15 protein-coding genes and 1 pseudogene are annotated in these 16,383 nt (G+C 41.8%); 5 read left to right on the top strand and 11 right to left on the bottom strand.

Annotation, left to right across the window (positions count from 1 at the left end; genetic code table 11):
• Window positions 1-98: 98 nt before the first annotated feature.
• The 3 genes from NST38_RS16325 to NST38_RS16315 all read right to left on the bottom strand — a co-directional run bounded on the left by NST38_RS16325 (window position 99) and on the right by NST38_RS16315 (window position 2,109).
• A complete protein-coding gene (locus NST38_RS16325; RefSeq protein ID WP_101313845.1) occupies window positions 99-632 on the bottom strand; it encodes a DUF1572 family protein in 534 nt (177 codons plus the stop codon).
• Window positions 625-750, bottom strand: coding sequence for a hypothetical protein (locus tag NST38_RS16320; RefSeq protein WP_257467838.1), 126 nt, complete (start codon window positions 748-750; stop codon window positions 625-627). The genes NST38_RS16325 and NST38_RS16320 overlap by 8 nt, the downstream gene beginning before the upstream one ends.
• A gap of 423 nt (window positions 751-1,173) precedes the next feature.
• On the bottom strand, window positions 1,174-2,109 hold the full coding sequence (locus NST38_RS16315) for an NADP-dependent oxidoreductase (protein WP_047843194.1): 936 nt from the start codon (window positions 2,107-2,109) through the stop codon (window positions 1,174-1,176).
• Between the two features lie 287 nt (window positions 2,110-2,396).
• On the opposite strand from NST38_RS16315, the gene NST38_RS16310 reads away from it, so the two are divergent.
• The 3 genes from NST38_RS16310 (at window position 2,397) to NST38_RS16300 (ending at window position 5,411) form a co-directional block, all read left to right on the top strand.
• A complete protein-coding gene (locus tag NST38_RS16310) occupies window positions 2,397-3,035 on the top strand; it encodes a nitroreductase family protein (protein WP_036615355.1) in 639 nt (212 codons plus the stop codon).
• Between the two features lie 132 nt (window positions 3,036-3,167).
• A complete protein-coding gene (locus tag NST38_RS16305) occupies window positions 3,168-3,593 on the top strand; it encodes a MarR family winged helix-turn-helix transcriptional regulator (RefSeq protein ID WP_036671493.1) in 426 nt (141 codons plus the stop codon).
• Window positions 3,594-3,854: 261 nt separating this feature from the next.
• Window positions 3,855-5,411, top strand: a complete 1,557-nt coding sequence (locus NST38_RS16300; RefSeq protein WP_036671491.1) for a glycine betaine uptake BCCT transporter — start codon at window positions 3,855-3,857, stop codon at window positions 5,409-5,411.
• A 52-nt stretch (window positions 5,412-5,463) separates the two neighbouring features.
• Here NST38_RS16300 and NST38_RS16295 read toward each other — a convergent pair.
• Window positions 5,464-5,766 (bottom strand): annotated as a pseudogene (locus NST38_RS16295) (MFS transporter); the annotation flags it as partial.
• 159 nt (window positions 5,767-5,925) lie between these two features.
• Here NST38_RS16295 and NST38_RS16290 point away from each other — a divergent pair.
• Entirely contained in the window at window positions 5,926-6,888 is a 963-nt protein-coding gene (locus NST38_RS16290) for an NAD(P)-dependent oxidoreductase (protein WP_340386372.1), read from the top strand.
• A 504-nt stretch (window positions 6,889-7,392) separates the two neighbouring features.
• On the opposite strand, the gene NST38_RS16285 is transcribed toward NST38_RS16290, so the two are convergent.
• The 4 genes from NST38_RS16285 to NST38_RS16270 all read right to left on the bottom strand — a co-directional run bounded on the left by NST38_RS16285 (window position 7,393) and on the right by NST38_RS16270 (window position 9,305).
• The gene (locus NST38_RS16285; protein ID WP_179087923.1) at window positions 7,393-7,539 is read right to left on the bottom strand and encodes a hypothetical protein; all 147 of its coding nucleotides are present in this window, start codon (window positions 7,537-7,539) and stop codon (window positions 7,393-7,395) included.
• Between the two features lie 184 nt (window positions 7,540-7,723).
• Window positions 7,724-8,209 carry a nitroreductase family protein gene (locus NST38_RS16280; RefSeq protein ID WP_076253200.1) on the bottom strand — a complete coding sequence of 162 codons (486 nt, stop codon included), beginning with the start codon at window positions 8,207-8,209 and terminating at the stop codon, window positions 7,724-7,726.
• 17 nt (window positions 8,210-8,226) lie between these two features.
• Window positions 8,227-8,802 carry a nitroreductase family protein gene (locus NST38_RS16275; RefSeq protein WP_076253199.1) on the bottom strand — a complete coding sequence of 192 codons (576 nt, stop codon included), beginning with the start codon at window positions 8,800-8,802 and terminating at the stop codon, window positions 8,227-8,229.
• 20 nt (window positions 8,803-8,822) lie between these two features.
• The gene (locus NST38_RS16270; RefSeq protein ID WP_017688279.1) at window positions 8,823-9,305 is read right to left on the bottom strand and encodes a MarR family transcriptional regulator; all 483 of its coding nucleotides are present in this window, start codon (window positions 9,303-9,305) and stop codon (window positions 8,823-8,825) included.
• Between the two features lie 385 nt (window positions 9,306-9,690).
• Here NST38_RS16270 and arr point away from each other — a divergent pair, with 385 nt between their 5' ends.
• Window positions 9,691-10,107: an NAD(+)--rifampin ADP-ribosyltransferase gene (gene arr, locus NST38_RS16265; protein ID WP_047843187.1), complete on the top strand. Its 417-nt coding sequence runs from the start codon at window positions 9,691-9,693 to the stop codon at window positions 10,105-10,107.
• Window positions 10,108-10,229: 122 nt separating this feature from the next.
• On the opposite strand, the gene NST38_RS16260 is transcribed toward arr, so the two are convergent.
• From NST38_RS16260 to NST38_RS16250, 3 genes are all read right to left on the bottom strand, one after another.
• Window positions 10,230-14,033 (bottom strand): GH32 C-terminal domain-containing protein, encoded by a 3,804-nt coding sequence (locus tag NST38_RS16260; RefSeq protein WP_076253198.1) that lies wholly within the window; start codon window positions 14,031-14,033, stop codon window positions 10,230-10,232.
• 127 nt (window positions 14,034-14,160) lie between these two features.
• Window positions 14,161-15,753, bottom strand: coding sequence for a glycoside hydrolase family 32 protein (locus tag NST38_RS16255; protein WP_076253197.1), 1,593 nt, complete (start codon window positions 15,751-15,753; stop codon window positions 14,161-14,163).
• Window positions 15,754-16,150: 397 nt separating this feature from the next.
• Entirely contained in the window at window positions 16,151-16,300 is a 150-nt protein-coding gene (locus tag NST38_RS16250) for a hypothetical protein (protein ID WP_164783315.1), read from the bottom strand.
• Window positions 16,301-16,383: the final 83 nt, after the last annotated feature.

Below are 16,383 nucleotides of genomic sequence, written 5' to 3'. Positions count from 1 at the left end.
TATCCTCCGTTTTCTCGACTTCCAGTTCGTTAGAACCATTCTTGTCGAATCGGGATGTTTGAACGGTTCAAGTCTGATCATGACCATCTATGCCCTCCTCAATGGTACTGACCCGTGACATGTTCTTGCGTATCTTGCAGCATCTTGGCAAGCACAACGATCTGTCCTGCGTGATACCCGTAGTGTGCCGATACCTGGATAAGCAGACGACCGATTACTCTTGTATCGTAGGTTTCTTCAGTACACCTATTCGTTCGATGCATTCGGTTCCAATCCTCACGGTCATAGCGAATGATAACCTCTCGGGACAAATCGTCGTTCGATAACGCAGCTACAACATTTTCCGATTCCTTTCTGGTTTCCCGAAGAAGAAGAATCAGCTTTTCTCTCGATATTCCCCCGTCCTTCGTGAATTCACGGGTTCGCGTCCGGATGAACGGTCTGTTGCCGATCGCGCTAACGAAATTCTGATATTCGTTACCTGCCAAATGCAAACAAAGATTACCGACGCTATTCATGGAGCCCTTTATTCTTATCCAAATGAGTTCATCATTCAGCAAGTTCAAACTCTTCTCGATACGGTCAAGCTGCTTGTTCATGTCTTCCATAACGTGTCTGATCAGTTCAATCATGAACATCCCCCCAATTCTCGGTCAGGCGCAAATAATCTTCAAGGGTTACATGCGCGAATTCTCCAACTTGAATGGAGAAACCTGTCAGTATAAAATGAACGACTCGCAAATTTATCATCGTCGTGACCCACCTCCATCTGCTCTATTGAATCCATGATAATGAATTGCCCTTCGAGTGTAAAATGAAAAATACCAGCCAATCGGGCGTTAGCCATACGATTGCCTTCGATGATACTACCGGCTGTGCCAGCTAATATCCTGGTAAAACCGTTACCCGTTCCATTAACCGTGTCATAGGATTAGCAGTCCCCTCCTTGGAAGCGATCTCTCCTGCTATCGCCGCTTTTATTAAAGAGACGCAAAGTTTGCTTACATAAATCTTTTAAATCACAATCAGTACAAGTTCTTGTCCTTGGCTCGGGACACGAACTTGTACTGATAATATAAAAAAGCCGCTAAGATAGCGACTTAATAGGAATATGTTTTTGTCCCTCGACAGATGCCAATTTTAATGTTTAGCGGTTTTTCCCAGTCTTCTTTTTTAAAATGTAATGACAATCTTACCTACAGCGTGGTGAGTTTCACTCAAAGCATGTGCATCATAAATCCCCTGTCTACTAAACGGGAATGTTGCCCCTACAATTGACTTTATCTTGTTCTCTTCCATCAGCTCTGCCATTCTCTGCAATTGATCACCATCTGGCTGTAGCCAAATCCCCTTTGCTAATACATTGTGAGACTTAGCAGTATCATGATTGGGTTCACCAACAATGGTAATTAGTCTTCCGGTATTTGGCTTAAGCACCTTATAGCTATTCTCAGCTACTTCTCCACCCATCGTGTCAAACACTAAATCTATATCTTTTAGAATCTCTTCAAAGTTTTCCTTTTTGTAATCAATGACCTGATCAGCACCTAACGAGTAAAGAAGTTCATGATTTTTTTCACTTGCTGTTGTAATAACATGAGCGCCGGCATGTTTTGCTAATTGAATGGCATACATACCTACACCACCAGCTCCAGCGTGAATAAGTACAGTTTCACCTTCTTTTAGATCGCCATGAGTAAACAGTACCTGCCATGCTGTTAAACCAGCCAAAGGTACAGCCGCAGCCTCCTCATATGAGATTGAATCAGGTAGTTTTGCCAGAAGGTGCTCATCAACTGCTGTATATTCAGCATACGAACCGAAACGTGTTGTATCAGGACGACTGAATACTCGATCCCCAACTTTCCATTTGGTAACGTTTGAACCAATTTCAGTTATGACCCCAGCTACATCCCAGCCTAAGATAATAGGAAATTCCCAATCATACATTTCTTTTAAGTAACCCTCTCTTAATTTCCAATCGATTGGATTAATGGATGTAGCCTCTAATTTTACAACCACTTGATTGGCTTCTGCCCTCGGTTTATTCACTTCCTGCTCAACTAACTCTTCTTTACTTCCATATTGATTAATCACAACTGCTTTCATTTTTGTATCACTCCTCTAAGCTAATATCCTTTTACATGTTATTCCCGATTATTTATTTGTATCTAGTCACTGGGGTTCATGCATATTACCCTTACTCATTTTTAAACAACCAGGATAAAATTATGCAAAAGTTAAGTTAGAATCGTTGGAAATGTTGCTTTTATTGTTATGATTTTACATAAAAAAAACTATTGAGATGGACTTAGTTTTCGTTTATATTTGACTTATCAACAATTGACTAGTCAAACATTGATAGCTCAACAAAATATAAAGGGAGAGTAACTATTATGAAACCATACCAACAAACAAACGATTTTAACGAAATTATTTATGGACGCCGCTCCATTAAGACATACGATTCATCCGTAAAAATCAGCAGGGAAGAAATGACTCAAATCATCAATGAAGCTAGCACTGCCCCTTCCTCCATCAACATGCAGCCTTGGCGCTTCCTTGTGGTGGATACTCCAGAGGGAAAAGAAAAACTCGTCCCACTGTCTCGCTTTAACAAAGAAAAAGTCGCTCAAGCTTCTGCTGTCATTGCCGTGTTTGCGGACAAAAACAACTTCGATTATGCAGAAAACATCTATGGAAAAGCTGTTGAGCATGGCTTAATGCCACAAGATGTTAAGGACTTTCAGTTGAAGGCATTCAAACCGATCTATAACAACATGTCCGATGCTGAAATGAACGATGTCATTATGCTTGACGCCGGTCTGGTTTCCATGCAATTGATGCTGGTTGCCCGTGCACATGGGTATGACACCAATCCAGTCGGTGGTTATGAAAAAGATCAAATTGCTGAAGTGTTTGGCTTGGATAAAGAACGCTATGTACCAGTCATGCTACTGACAATTGGAAAAGCTGCAAGCGAGGGATACACCTCCTACCGTATGCCAGCCGAAGAGACCACGTTTTGGGCATGATTCAAAGCGATAGTGCGAGTATTCTCCACATTGTGATATAGTTGCCTTTAGTTGCTGAATGTCTTGGAAGCAATCTGCCCTTGTTACATGAAACTTTTCAAGACATTCTGCACCATTCAAGGAGGGGCAAACATGAATTGTTCGCTGGAACAAGAAACCTTATTAATATTACTTAAAAATATAAGCAATCAGTTGAAACCTAAATTTGAACGTTGTACGGGGATCAGTTCCTCACGATACGTTCTGCTGTATCATCTCTATCTTCATGAAGAAGTTACACAAAGCCATTTGCAGAAGGCCATTCATATTGACAGTGCTGCTGTTACACGCCATTTGAAGCAACTGGAAGCAGACGGTTTGGTGTCACGAAGAAGAAACCCTGACGATCATCGGGAAACCTTCGTCCGGTTAACAGAACAAGGGCTAACGCATATCGCCAATTTCAAGCAGGATCGAAACCAGTTTCTTCATCAGATGATACTGGATTTCAGTGAAGAAGAAGTTGCAATGATGACCGACATGCTTACACGCATGCAATTTAATCTGAAGGATCTGTAAATTTACAATGACAGTCAGCCTTCTTCAGATTTCTTTTCATAAATGAATAAAACTAGTTAGATGAGATGATACAATATCTCAGATTAACAAGAGATTATAGGCCATATATTATTCAGGCAAGATCAAAACAAACCGCTGAGTGTTTCATTACATGGCGGTTTGTTTTAATTTATCAACAGCTAGCTTTTCGAAATATTACAAGTTAGACTAGCACATACTAAGGAAACAGTTGGCTGAAGCTTACATAATGGAGGTCTCATCATGGTATTTACAATCACAATTATCATCGTTGCACTGTTTGCAATATGGGGAGCCGTCGCTCCTGATCAGCTAGCGGATGTGGCTAATGTTGCCTACAACTTCTCTATTCAGAATTTTGGCTGGTTTTATTTGCTAGCGACACTGTTCTTCCTGATCTTTGCTTTTTATCTGGCGTTCAGCCGATTTGGCGGTATTAGGCTTGGGGATGACGATGATGAGCCGGAGTATTCTACGGTTTCCTGGCTGTCCATGCTGTTTAGCGCAGGTATGGGCATTGGGCTGGTTTTCTGGGGAGTTGCTGAACCGCTGTCCCACTATTTATCTGCACCTGAGGGGGCGGTACCCGAAACAACGCAAGCAGCCATACTTTCAATGCGTTATTCCTTTTTCCACTGGGGGCTGCATCCTTGGGCTATCTATACCGTCATCGGCTTAGCACTTGCTTACTTCCAGTTCCGGAAAGGATACAAAGGGCTGATCAGTTCCACCTTTATTCCTCTGATCGGTGAGCGTCTTGCTGCTGGCTGGCTTGGTAAGGTTATTGATATTCTGGCGGTCATATCCACCATCTTTGGTGTTGCGACCTCGCTTGGATTGGGTGCTCTTCAGATCGGCGGGGGTCTGAATCACTTATTCGGTATTCCTAACTCGACTCTGTCTCAGGTTGTCATTATCATCGTTGTAACCGTACTGTTTTTAATCTCGGCAACCTCCGGTCTGGATAAAGGTATTAAGATTCTGAGCAACGTCAACCTCGTTATAGCTTTGTTATTGATGTTGTTTGTATTGGTGACTGGACCGACTTCTTTTATATTTGACACATTCACAACAACCTTGGGCAGTTACATGCAGAATATTATTAACATGAGTTTGAGACTGACGCCGTTCTCAAGAGAAACCTGGATTGGAGCATGGACGTTATTTTACTGGGCATGGTGGATCTCGTGGGCTCCTTTTGTCGGCACTTTTATCGCAAGGGTATCCAGAGGAAGAACCATAAAGGAATTTGTAATTTACGTCATGGTTATTCCAAGTCTTTTCGGATTTATCTGGTTCTCCGTCTTTGGCGGAACAGGACTTCACATGGAATTGTTCAATGCCGCTCATCTGGCGGAGGCTGTCAAGGAAGATACGACAACCGCTTTATTCCTTATGCTGGAGCAGCTGCCTTTGGGCACGATCGTGGCATTCATCGCCACAATGCTGATCATGATCTTCTTTATTACGTCGGCTGATTCAGCTACCTTTGTACTGGGCATGCTCACTTCAGATGGCAAACTGGACCCAAGTACAAGAGTGAAATTAACCTGGGGAATTATGCAGTCCTCCATCGCGGTAGTACTGCTAATCAGCGGGGGGTTAACTGGCCTCCAGACGGCATCCATTGTAACCGCATTGCCGTTCGCTATTGTCCTTATCGGTATGTGTTTCTCCCTGCTCAAGGCTCTAAAGGCTGAGGACAAAGAGCGCCGTCAGAAGGAAAAACGGCAGCGCCAAAAGCTGAAACGACTGCTGGAGGAACAAGAAATCTCGTTGAATGAAATTTCCGGCAGGTAATGTATACTTGATGTTAAAACTAACAAAAGCCCGCGTCATTGCGGGCTTTTTATTATTTCATGGTATTGATTTTTTGATTACTTGCTGCTCCTATACCAACTACAAAGAGTAACACCGAAGCCCCAAGAAGAATGAAAAGTGGCAGGTTCCAACTATTTGTTGCATCGTGCAGATATCCTATAAGGGCTGGACCGATTGCGGCAAGAAGATATCCGATCGATTGGGCCATGCCAGATAGTTCCGCTGCTTGATGCGCATTTTCAGTACGCAACCCGAAAAACATCATGGCCAAACTAAAGGCGAAACCTCCACCAATTCCGAGTATGACGATCCACAACAGAATGACATTAGAACTATTCACCTCAACAAAAAAAACTATATAGCTAGTATATTGTTTATCTAGATTCTTTTCCATTCCCGTTCAATAGAACGTGATGAGATTTTATTGATAAAATTGTATTAAAAGGATAAAATGACGAGCATCAACGATTTTATTTGAAGAATGGTATAGCTTATGAAAGGTGGTTTAGCAATGAAAATTCTCATCGTTGGCTATTTTAGCGAGACCTCAAAATCAAATATTGCAAGGTGTTTTCCGCAAGACTGGAACGTTGTAATTGTTCCGCCCGGAAAAGAAATGCTGCATCATATTGAAGATTGCCAAGTAATCATTCCTGAACATATTAAAGTGGATCACAGTCTGCTTTCTAACGCAAAAAAATTAAAATTGGTACAGACAGGTGCAGGATTTGATAATGTGGATGTCCCTGCCTGTACACAGCGCGGCATTTGGGTGGCCAATGCTGGAGGAGTGAATGCACAGGCAGTGGCCGAGCACGTCATGGCACTGATATTGTCTTATTATAAAAACATACCGTTTCTTGATACTTTCATGAAAAACAAGATGGATGAAAATCAATTGGACTATACAGGGAGTGAATTAAAGGGCAAAACGATTGGGATTATCGGTTTGGGTGCTATTGGAAAAAAAGTAGCTGCGTTTTCCAGGGTTTTTGACATGAATGTGCTGGCGTATGCGAGAAATGCCATTGTACAATCTGATGGTTTTGTGAAAATGACGGATTTCGATACTCTTGTAAGTACATCGGACATAGTCAGTGTACATGTACCCTTGAATGAGCAAACCAAACAGCTGATCAACAAAGCGGCATTCAAAAAAATGAAAAATACCACTCTTTTTATCAATACAGCCCGCGGAGGCATTGTCAACGAAAGAGACTTGATTGATGCATTAAAAAACGGGGATATTTCAGGCGCATGCCTGGATGTGTTTGAATCTGAACCGCTTCCGATTGACAGCGAGCTCCGGAATCTGGGTAATGTGATACTTACTCCCCATACAGCAGGAATGCCTGATGGTCGGAAATTTCATAAAACAAGATATGAGTTCTTTATAAAGAATATAAGACGTGTAGAAAATGGTGAGGAGCCTGAAAGCAAGCTCAATCAATTATGATGTTTTGGTGTAGGGGTACCTTTCCCCTGCCCGTTTTGCACAGCAATTTACCGCAAGATCCGTAGCGTAAGTGTCCACTTTCTTGACAGAGGTCCAATATACAGATTGATTCGAACTGTCCCACTATTTATGATTTTGCTTAAGTTGGTATTCAAGTTCATGAAGTATGATCTTTTATTGCCAACGGTTAAATCGGTACCAAGTGTTAATATCTTTCCCTGCGTTAAGCGTTCCCTCACCTCTCGTAATGTTGAGCTGTTAATACTCGTTATCTGGTGTTTTGTAGTAAGTAACTAATTGTGACTGCTTGGATTGCCGTTTTTCCTGGTTGGTCATTTCCAGTTCCGTATACATTAGATTGGACTTTGCGTCAAGGTAAATGGTGGTCAAGCGTTCACGGACTTAGGTCTGCATTTTTTCAATGCCTAATGATACAGAAAAAAACCTCAGCCGGGTTAACCGAGATGAGGTTCTTTTAACTTTCTAGCAGGTCTCACGTATGCTTTATTTAATGACTTCAACCTTTTTATCCCCTGCTGACTTCGCTACTTCTAACGTTGTTGTACCCTGAATAGCGACTATCACGCCAGTAGCCAGCATAGAAACGATTAAAGCTGCACTGAGTGCTGTGGACATTTTCTTCTTGACCATAATCATACCTCCTATATTTATTATGTAATAAGTGGCTCAAGACGATGACGAGCCGTGGGTGACTAATAAATTACAATATTTCACTTTTTTATTGAGTAATTCACCTAATGATTGTAGTATAACGTACTGACAATGATTGTAAAACAATTTTTTCCATTTGGAGTCTCATCCCATCGTTCCCACCTTACAGCAGTTCAAAATGAAGTTGAGTCTCAGGTAACTTCGTATTTCCTTTCCACTGATTTGCACCGTATCCCAATTCCAGAACCGCAGCAATGCGCTCGTTACTTAGTACACCAAACATTTCAGTACGGCTCGGGTCGTACATCCAGTCATGCAAGGTACAGCGCACACCCAGACTTTGCTCATGAGCCAGCAAGCGGAAATTCTGAATTAGGCAGCAGACAGCTGCAAAGTCCTCTTCCCGCTTATATTGATCCGCCTCTTCCTTCACCAACACCAGAAGATATGCAGGGGCAGGCTCCTGTAATCCCTGCATGATGTCCCCATACCGGTTATCAGCAAAGATAAATCGCCACGGCTCTCGGAGGCCATCATTTGGCGCCCATACGGCATGATTGAGCAACTCAAGGATTAGATCCTGCGATACCGGTTGATCCAAAAACGCACTCGGACCGTCCATGTCTCCTTCCAAATCTGACAATTTCATTTTCATATCCTCCTCTTCTATGTAAACTGTCCTCGCAATACGGTCCACTTCTGCTCGGCTGGTGTTCTTTTCCGACTTCTTGGCGCTTTGTCGTAATACCCTATATGAAGAATACCAACAAATCTTTCATCCTCACGTAAGCCAATTCCATTGAAGAACCCTTCATGCTGAATCATGGACTCTGTATCCCACAACATTCCTAACCCTCGTTCCCAGCCCAGCAGTTGGAAGCTCTGCATCACCCCGCAGGCAGCCGCATAATTGCGGTCATTGGTCAGACGATTCGGTCCTACAGTCGACATAACAATGACGTGGGCAGGAATATCGGTAAATCTCTTTTTAAAAACATCCAGAAGTTTCCCTGGAATCAACTTGCCGAGCTTGCTTTGTGACATCTGTTCCAGCATGCAGTCCACCAACCGTTTGCGTGCTTCTGGAGTTCCGGCATATACTACACGCCATGAGCCAGACTCAACAAATGGTTGAAGCCGTATAGCCTTACGCAGTAGTTCAACAACCAACTCCTGGTCCACCGGCGTAGAGTTACATTTACGAATACTCCTGCGCTCCCTGATCAATTCCGCCAGACTCATATGCTTCACTCTCCTTTGTTCTATCTGGATTCAATATTTATACTGCTGTCTTGAAGAAATTGATGGATTACTTTTAGCTCCGTTTCCGAATATTTGTCGAGAGTACGATAGAAGCGCTCAGCCTCATGTATATGCAGACGTTCATGCAGTTCAAAGATCTTTTTGCCTTGCGGTGACAACCGGAAATAGCTCTCCTTTTTGTTGTCGTTCATTTTCGTACGTTTGACGAATCCTTCCTCGAGCAGTTTGTTGCCAATTTTGGTGATACTTGCTTTGGACAAATTCATTGCCTCGGCAATACCCGTGTTGTTAATTGGCTCATGCTTGCCTATGCAATCTATCATATGAACCGCGGTCAAATGCTGAGGGATTTTCTCGATGCTTTCACGCTGGGCGATACTTAGGAAATGCTCGATTTCTGTATCCTTGTGGTTCTCATACACATGTAAAAAACGGATAAATTGGTCATAAAGCAACTGTTTTGTTCGATCTTTTGAGATCATTCTTTGATCGCTCCTTATTTACTTGTAAACAAAAATATTCTTTTAAAAATAGAGTTATTCTAAATAAATTCTTATATTTAGTTTATTGGTTAACAATATATCATGAATGATAATGCTTATCAACTATATTCTCTGACATTACAACATTACTCTATAATCCAGGACAGAGACCTGCCTTGAACGGATTATCTTTTAACCTGCTCGTTAGTTAAACAAAAACAGCCGATCACGCTGATCGGCTGCTTTCTTAAACTTGGGTTATTGGACTCAGTATCGTTCTCTCTACTTAAATTATACCGTTATTTTTTATGTTTTTATAGACTGTTTTTTTTGAAATTCCTACACTATACTGCTAAATACAAAACTAAAAAAGAGGTGGATCATTATGGATGACAAAAAAGTGATCATAGACCAAGGTCCTTTTTTTCATGGTACAAAAGCAGAACTGCAAATTGGTGATTTATTAGAACCACAGTTCTTATCAAATTACCAAGAAAAAAATTCTAACCATATATACTTTACTGCAACATTAAATGCTGCCAAATGGGGTGCTGAATTGGCAAGATCTAATGCAAAAGAAAGAATCTACATTGTAGAACCTTTAGGAGATTTTGAAAGTGATCCAAACGTAACTGATAAAAAGTTTCCTGGAAACCCAACACGTTCATATCGATCTAAATCGCCACTTAAAATAATAGCTGAATTAGCTTCATGGGAAAGACACTCTGAAGAAGAGATTAATCACATGATTACATCTTTGAGAAAACTAAGTGAAGAAGGAAAAAATATAATATATGATTGATCCCTCTCGTTTCGTTAAAAGAAAAAAGCCGCTATAATAGCGACTTGAATTGAACATGTTCCCGTCCCACGACATTTCTTTATTGGAATATCTATGAGATACGCCATCATGGAATAAATTTATTATTTCGTTAATATCCACTTTTGTCGATCAAGTGATGGATTCAGTTCACTTAGGAAGAGTTCGGTCCCATCTTCCGATACTTCTAATGCTTTTTGATGATGAGCTGAAGTAATATGAACGGATCCGTCTTTGTTCTCGTGAAGGACCCAACGCTGGTTGTTGTACCCTAAGTAATGATACAGCTGAAGTTTGTTTTGCCCTATATCCAGATCAAGTGTCTGACCGGCCGTAGTACGAATTGAATACGAACCTGCTTCGTCACCTGTCGGAACAAATACCCACTTCTGGATGGAAGCTGCACTTGCATCATGCAAGGTAACCGGCTCCCCGTTGACAAGGTTCACGGTATAAATGGATTTCTGTGTTGCGGCATTTATAAGACTGGACTTGGTGATGTTTGCAGGTTCACCGTTGCTCACATTGACGTTCTGATAAGATGCGGAGCCGCCAAATACATTCAGTCCAAAGTGGCCTTCTGCAAAAGTACCATCCATGATATCTATCACTTTTTGACTGTCCACGTGAACGACAATATGCGGACCATTCGCTTCTATTTTCACCTTATACGTATGATTTGGCTGAATGAACGTTGGTACTTTTGCAAGAACCTGACGTTCTTCAAATCCTCCATTGATTTTATAGAACAGACGAATGGCCTTCATGTTAGGGTCTAGATTCAGATAATAACCACTGCGACCATCTTCGCTAGCCCTGAACAAAATAGAACCTGCCCCTCCTGTTTCACCGAGCAACATGTCTGCTTCATACGTAAAATTCCCAGCCTTCTCTTTGGCAATATAATTCGCATCGCTAAAATATTTACCACGAATCCCATATTCACTAACTAACCATGAAGCAGCAGACAGATCTTTAGTCCATCCACTCAGGTTTGTCCGGAACTCGCCACCTGAGACTTTAACGAGCACACTACTGGAAGCTTTACCATTCGGAGTAGATACAGTGACTGTGGATTCCCCTTCTTTTTTTGCCTTAATAACTGCATGTGAATTGTCTACCAAATCTATGGTTATTACTTCGTTATTACTGGAATTCCACTTAAGCGGTTGAACGCCTAGACCTGGTCCGTACTCGACCATCGCCTCCAGTGTATCCGACTCGCCTACCCCCAGTTCCCGAACGCTCGTATCCATCTTTATTTGAGCTTTTGAAGGAATGTCCTCATTCCAGACAGATTGAAGCTGATGCACTTTCAAGGAAACAACGTTCACATTCCCACCTTTCACGTAAAAACTCATCGCTCTACTAGCAGGATCCGGAAATATTACATCTGAAAAGACGACTTTGCCGTTGTTACCAAAGGCTTCAACAGAAGATTCATCCACAAGAATACGCATCTTGATCCGATTATTCTCCATTTGCGTAGGCGCTTCATGTTTCTTACTGAAAAGATTAGAAAAATCCGTTTCACCGGATGCAGTTCGGTCCACAAACATACGACTATCACTTGCCTTATAACCCACGACCGTCTTCTGATTTGCACCTTCACGAATGTTAAAGCCAAACTCGGTCACTGTGCTGGTTTTAGGGATTTCAATTTCAGCTTCAATTTCGTAAGCACCTGAAATAATACCTTTTAACAGATTCCCGGAAGAAGGACTCACCGACTTGTTAGAAGCAGAATACAAAGGTTTACGCAGTGATTCCAATTCTTCGATTGGACTTTGCACCATCCGAATTCCATCTTTGGTTGTTACCAATGATACTTCTCTCGGAATGGTTAGTTCACCTTTCCAATTGGACGTTGGGAAAGCGAACGGATAGTCCCAATTCGTCATCCACGCCATCATCACTGTGCGATGATCAGGCATGTTAGCGAAAGACATCGAAGCGTAAAATTCTTTACCAAAATCTGTTCTTAACACCTTACCCGCCGGATTATCGTTCACGAATTTACCATCAGCTGTTAAATGACCGATAAAATACTCGGCATCTGATCCACCTGTTTTGGGATTCGCTCCTGTACTGATCATCATAACCCACTTCTTCTGTGACGTTCCGTCTACCGGAAGTTGGAACAAAACCGGGCATTCCCATACGCCTCCGCGTACGTAATCCCCATATCCCCAATTATCTGTCAATGTCCAGTCAAGTAAATTCGCTGACGTGTAGAAACGAATATGATCTCCTCCGGACACAACCATAACCCAGCGGTTATTCTCATCATCACGGATCACTTTCGGATCGCGGAAATCCCAATTCCCAGCTTCATTTCCGCTCTTACCCGGGTTCTCGATCACAATCGGGCGTTCCTTCGAATACTCCCAAGTACGACCTTGGTCTTTACTGTAAGCCAGACCTATACGCTGGTTCCCATTCGGGCTATCTGGATTAAAGGAAGTATAATATGCAATAAGGCCCTTGCCTCCTGAATCTCCGAATAAACCAGATGCATTTGTCATATCCGCAACAGCCGACCCAGACCAGACATGTCCGTGATCATTCCAGGGAAGTGCAATCGGAAGCCGTTTCCAGTTCAGCATATCTTTACTTACCGCATGCGCCCATGTTCCTCCATCCTGATGGAAGAGATGATATTCTCCTTCGAAGTAGACAAGTCCATTCGGATCACTCGCTGAACCACGTATTGGCGTGTAATGATATTGTGGACGATATATCTCATTGTAATATTGGCTCAGTTCCGTCACATAAGTATCCTGGAAGTAAGCCGTCCCCTTTTTTACGACGATTCCGGTACTTCCACTCCTGTAGGTTGAATCTTTCACGTCAATCGCGGCCGTAGTGTATCCGTCCAGGAAGACCTGAATTCGATCTCCTTTTGCCTTGATTTCCACATGATGTTTGGCTCCCATCTGACTCGGATAAGTACGTTGCGAACTGGCAATTACTGTTCCTTTTGTATTCGTCAAACTTACACGGACCTGATCTCCTTCCTTCGTAAGAGTAGCTTCATATCCTTCAGCTCCATCGGTTGAAGATCGAAATGCGAGAGCTGCAATAGAATCAGGACGAAGGGTAATGTTCCCTTCATAAACCATATCAGTCGCCTCTTTGTTATAGATTTGCTGTGCTATACTCCCCTGTTCTACCGTCCCTCTTTTGCCGTTGATATCAGGCTGCCATTTTCCCTTGTTAGAAATCACCGTCCCCAAATTACCTTTCAGATCGCTCACCACGATGTTCGAAAACAAGGCGGATCCATCCCATACATGGAGTCCAAGCTGTCCGCTTTGATACGAAATGTCCTGAACATCAATTAATGGTTTATATTGATTGCCCCAATATACTTTTAGCGAGGAACCCACTGCCTTCACTTTGAGATGATAGATTTGCCCCATTTCAACAGAAACTTTACGCTCCTCCTTTAATTTCCCATCTCCATTTTTTGCATCTCTTAACCGAATCAGACCTGCTTCCGGAACGATTTGTAGCATGTACGAGCTAAATCCATCCTCATTAGATCGAAACAACAATGTTGCATCCGCCTTCGTATCCCTGATCATGACATCAGCTTCATAGATAAAATCATCGGACACTGTCTCTGAGATGGCCATTACATTTTCTTTAGGCTGTGAAGTCAGCAAGATTCCTTCTGAAGTATCCTCTAATCCACCTTTTCCTTTCACTTGCCAGCCTATCAGATTGGTATTCGATTTGGATGCGCTTTCAAAAATATCAAGCTCCTCCTTTGCCTGTTTATTTGTTTCCTGATCAGCAAGTACAGCACTAGCCGCAATTGATTTAGATGTAAAAATACCGTTTGAAGTCAGAGTTAATCCCGTTGCCATCAGAAGACATATTGCGAATTTAGATTTATCTTTCATTCCATACCCTCTTTTCTAATAATATTGTGAAGTTGGTTCAAATTTAATTGGTTTTGGACAACCAGTTCAGTTTGGTTGCCCAAAACCGCGCAGTAACCATTAAGGGGAATCAAGCCATTACTAAATTCTAAACACTCTGATTTTCCCAAATGCTTACGAGATCATTGATTTGAAGCGACACGACCTTTAGTTCTCCGCCAATGGCATAGAGTTCCAGCCCTCTACTTCCCAAGTCGGGGAAAATCGTGTCTGAAATGATAGTTGTCCCATTGTTGCCAAAGATCTCTACACTTGACCAATCAACATAGATGCTCAACTGTATCCGTTTATGCTCTGGCTTCATGGGGGCCTTGTGTTTTGCAGCAAAATCGGGATGGAAATCAACAGCGTTTGACTTCGTTCGATCGACAACCAACTCCTCATCCAAGACATTATATCCGATGACTGTCTCCTGGTTGGAAGAGGAAGACTTTCGCACCTTGAACCCAAATTCTATTGCATTACCGATTTCGAATTCCGCAATAATTTCCATCTTTGCAGCAGAAACAGCAGACAAAACGTTCATATCTGGTTTAATCGTAATGTCTTGTAGAGACAGAATTGATTTTCTGAGTTGATTTAACTCAGTTATGGGTGCTTGAATTAAGCGAAGTCCTTCCGAATACGTCCTGAGCTGAATCTCACGTGGGATGGACATATGACCACGCCATTCTTTAGAAGGAAGAGTGGAAGCATAACGCCAATTATTCATCCAGCCGACCCAAATCTTTCGCCCATCCTCATTCGGGATACCGTCCCAGGTCACGGCCGCGTAAAAGTCAGATCCGTAATCTATCCATTGGATTGTATCGAATGATTCCAATGTTTCATCTAGTGTAAAAGCCTTACCATCAAAGTGACCTATAAAATACATCATGCCAGAACCGCCTGCGGGTGGTTCTGAATCGTTTGGATTTACGCCATTTCTATCTCCGACACTTAGTGTCAGAATCCATTTAGTGGTATTAGGGTCCTCATCCACTTGGAGTTTAAAAACATCAGGACATTCAAAAATTCCACGATGGATGCCCGGAATATCAGAACCGAAACCGCTTGCATAAGACCAATCCTTAAGATTCGAAGATGTGTAAAATTCTACACGGTCGCTAACAGCAAGAACCATTATCCAGTTTGAAGATTCTTCATGCCAGAATACCTTTGGGTCTCGAAAGTCTAGCGTCTCCGTGGGGAATAAAACAGGGTTACCTTCATATTTTGTCCAGGTTCTACCTTTGTCCTTGCTGTAAGCGATGCTTTGAACCTGCGGTTTACCGGGTTGAGTGCTGTTATCATTATTAGTATAAATTGCAACCAATCCTGATCCTGCTTCGTTGAAGAATCCGCTTGTATTGTTCTTATCGACTACCGCACTTCCCGAAAAGATCGCTCCATCTACCCCGGGCGAGATGGCTGGTGGAAGTTCATCCCAATGTACTAAATCATTACTTACTGCATGCCCCCAATGCATTCTGCCGAAGTCAGGCTGCGTATCATGGGGAGTATATTGGTAGAAAAGGTGATATTCTCCTTCGTAATAAACCATTCCGTTAGGATCGTTAATCCAATTTTCCTTAGGGGAATAATGTATTTGCGGTCTATATTCATTTTTATAAATAAAGTTTTCTGGACCTTTGCTGATATTATTTTCACCTGATAGATGTACTTTTTTAATTTTATTCACGCTCCCTTAAGGCTATTTAAAATCTCAAAGAAGTAATATGCATTCCTTATTAACAAAATAAGCCACCTGTTTTCATTTGTCAAAGTATTTTTGTATAAATGAACATTATTTTTTATGTATATATATGTTTTGGTTTACATTTGCACAATTTATGGCTGATTATAGAAAATAACAATTTTTTAGTTAAGTTAATCTAATCATTTCTTTATTATTTCAAACCCATTGGTTTACAAATGTAAAAAAAGGTTGTATCTAAACTTCTCTTTACTTGTTCAGCAAAATATCGTTAGTATTAAACCTAATATTACCGATAAAACAAAAAAAGCCGCTAAAATAGCGACTTCAATAGGAATATGCTCTTGTCTCTTAACATGTTCTAAATAAATTAACGGCTCGCTTATGCTTTAACAACTTCAACCTTTTTATCCCCTGCTGACTTCGCTACCTCTAACGTTGTGTTACCTTGGATAGTGACTATTAGGCCAGTAGCCAGCATAGAAACAATTAAAGCTGCGCTGAGGGCTGTGGAAATTTTCTTCTTGACCATAACCATTCCTCCGATATCTATTATGTTGTGTTATGCGGCTCAAAGAACTATGATGAGCCGGGTGTGACTAGATATTACAATAT

The organism is Paenibacillus sp. FSL H8-0104, from assembly GCF_038050215.1.
Classification (GTDB): domain Bacteria; phylum Bacillota; class Bacilli; order Paenibacillales; family Paenibacillaceae; genus Paenibacillus; species Paenibacillus amylolyticus.
The sequence above is the reverse complement of the archived record's forward strand: the minus strand, read 5'-3'. Positions and strand labels throughout refer to the sequence as shown.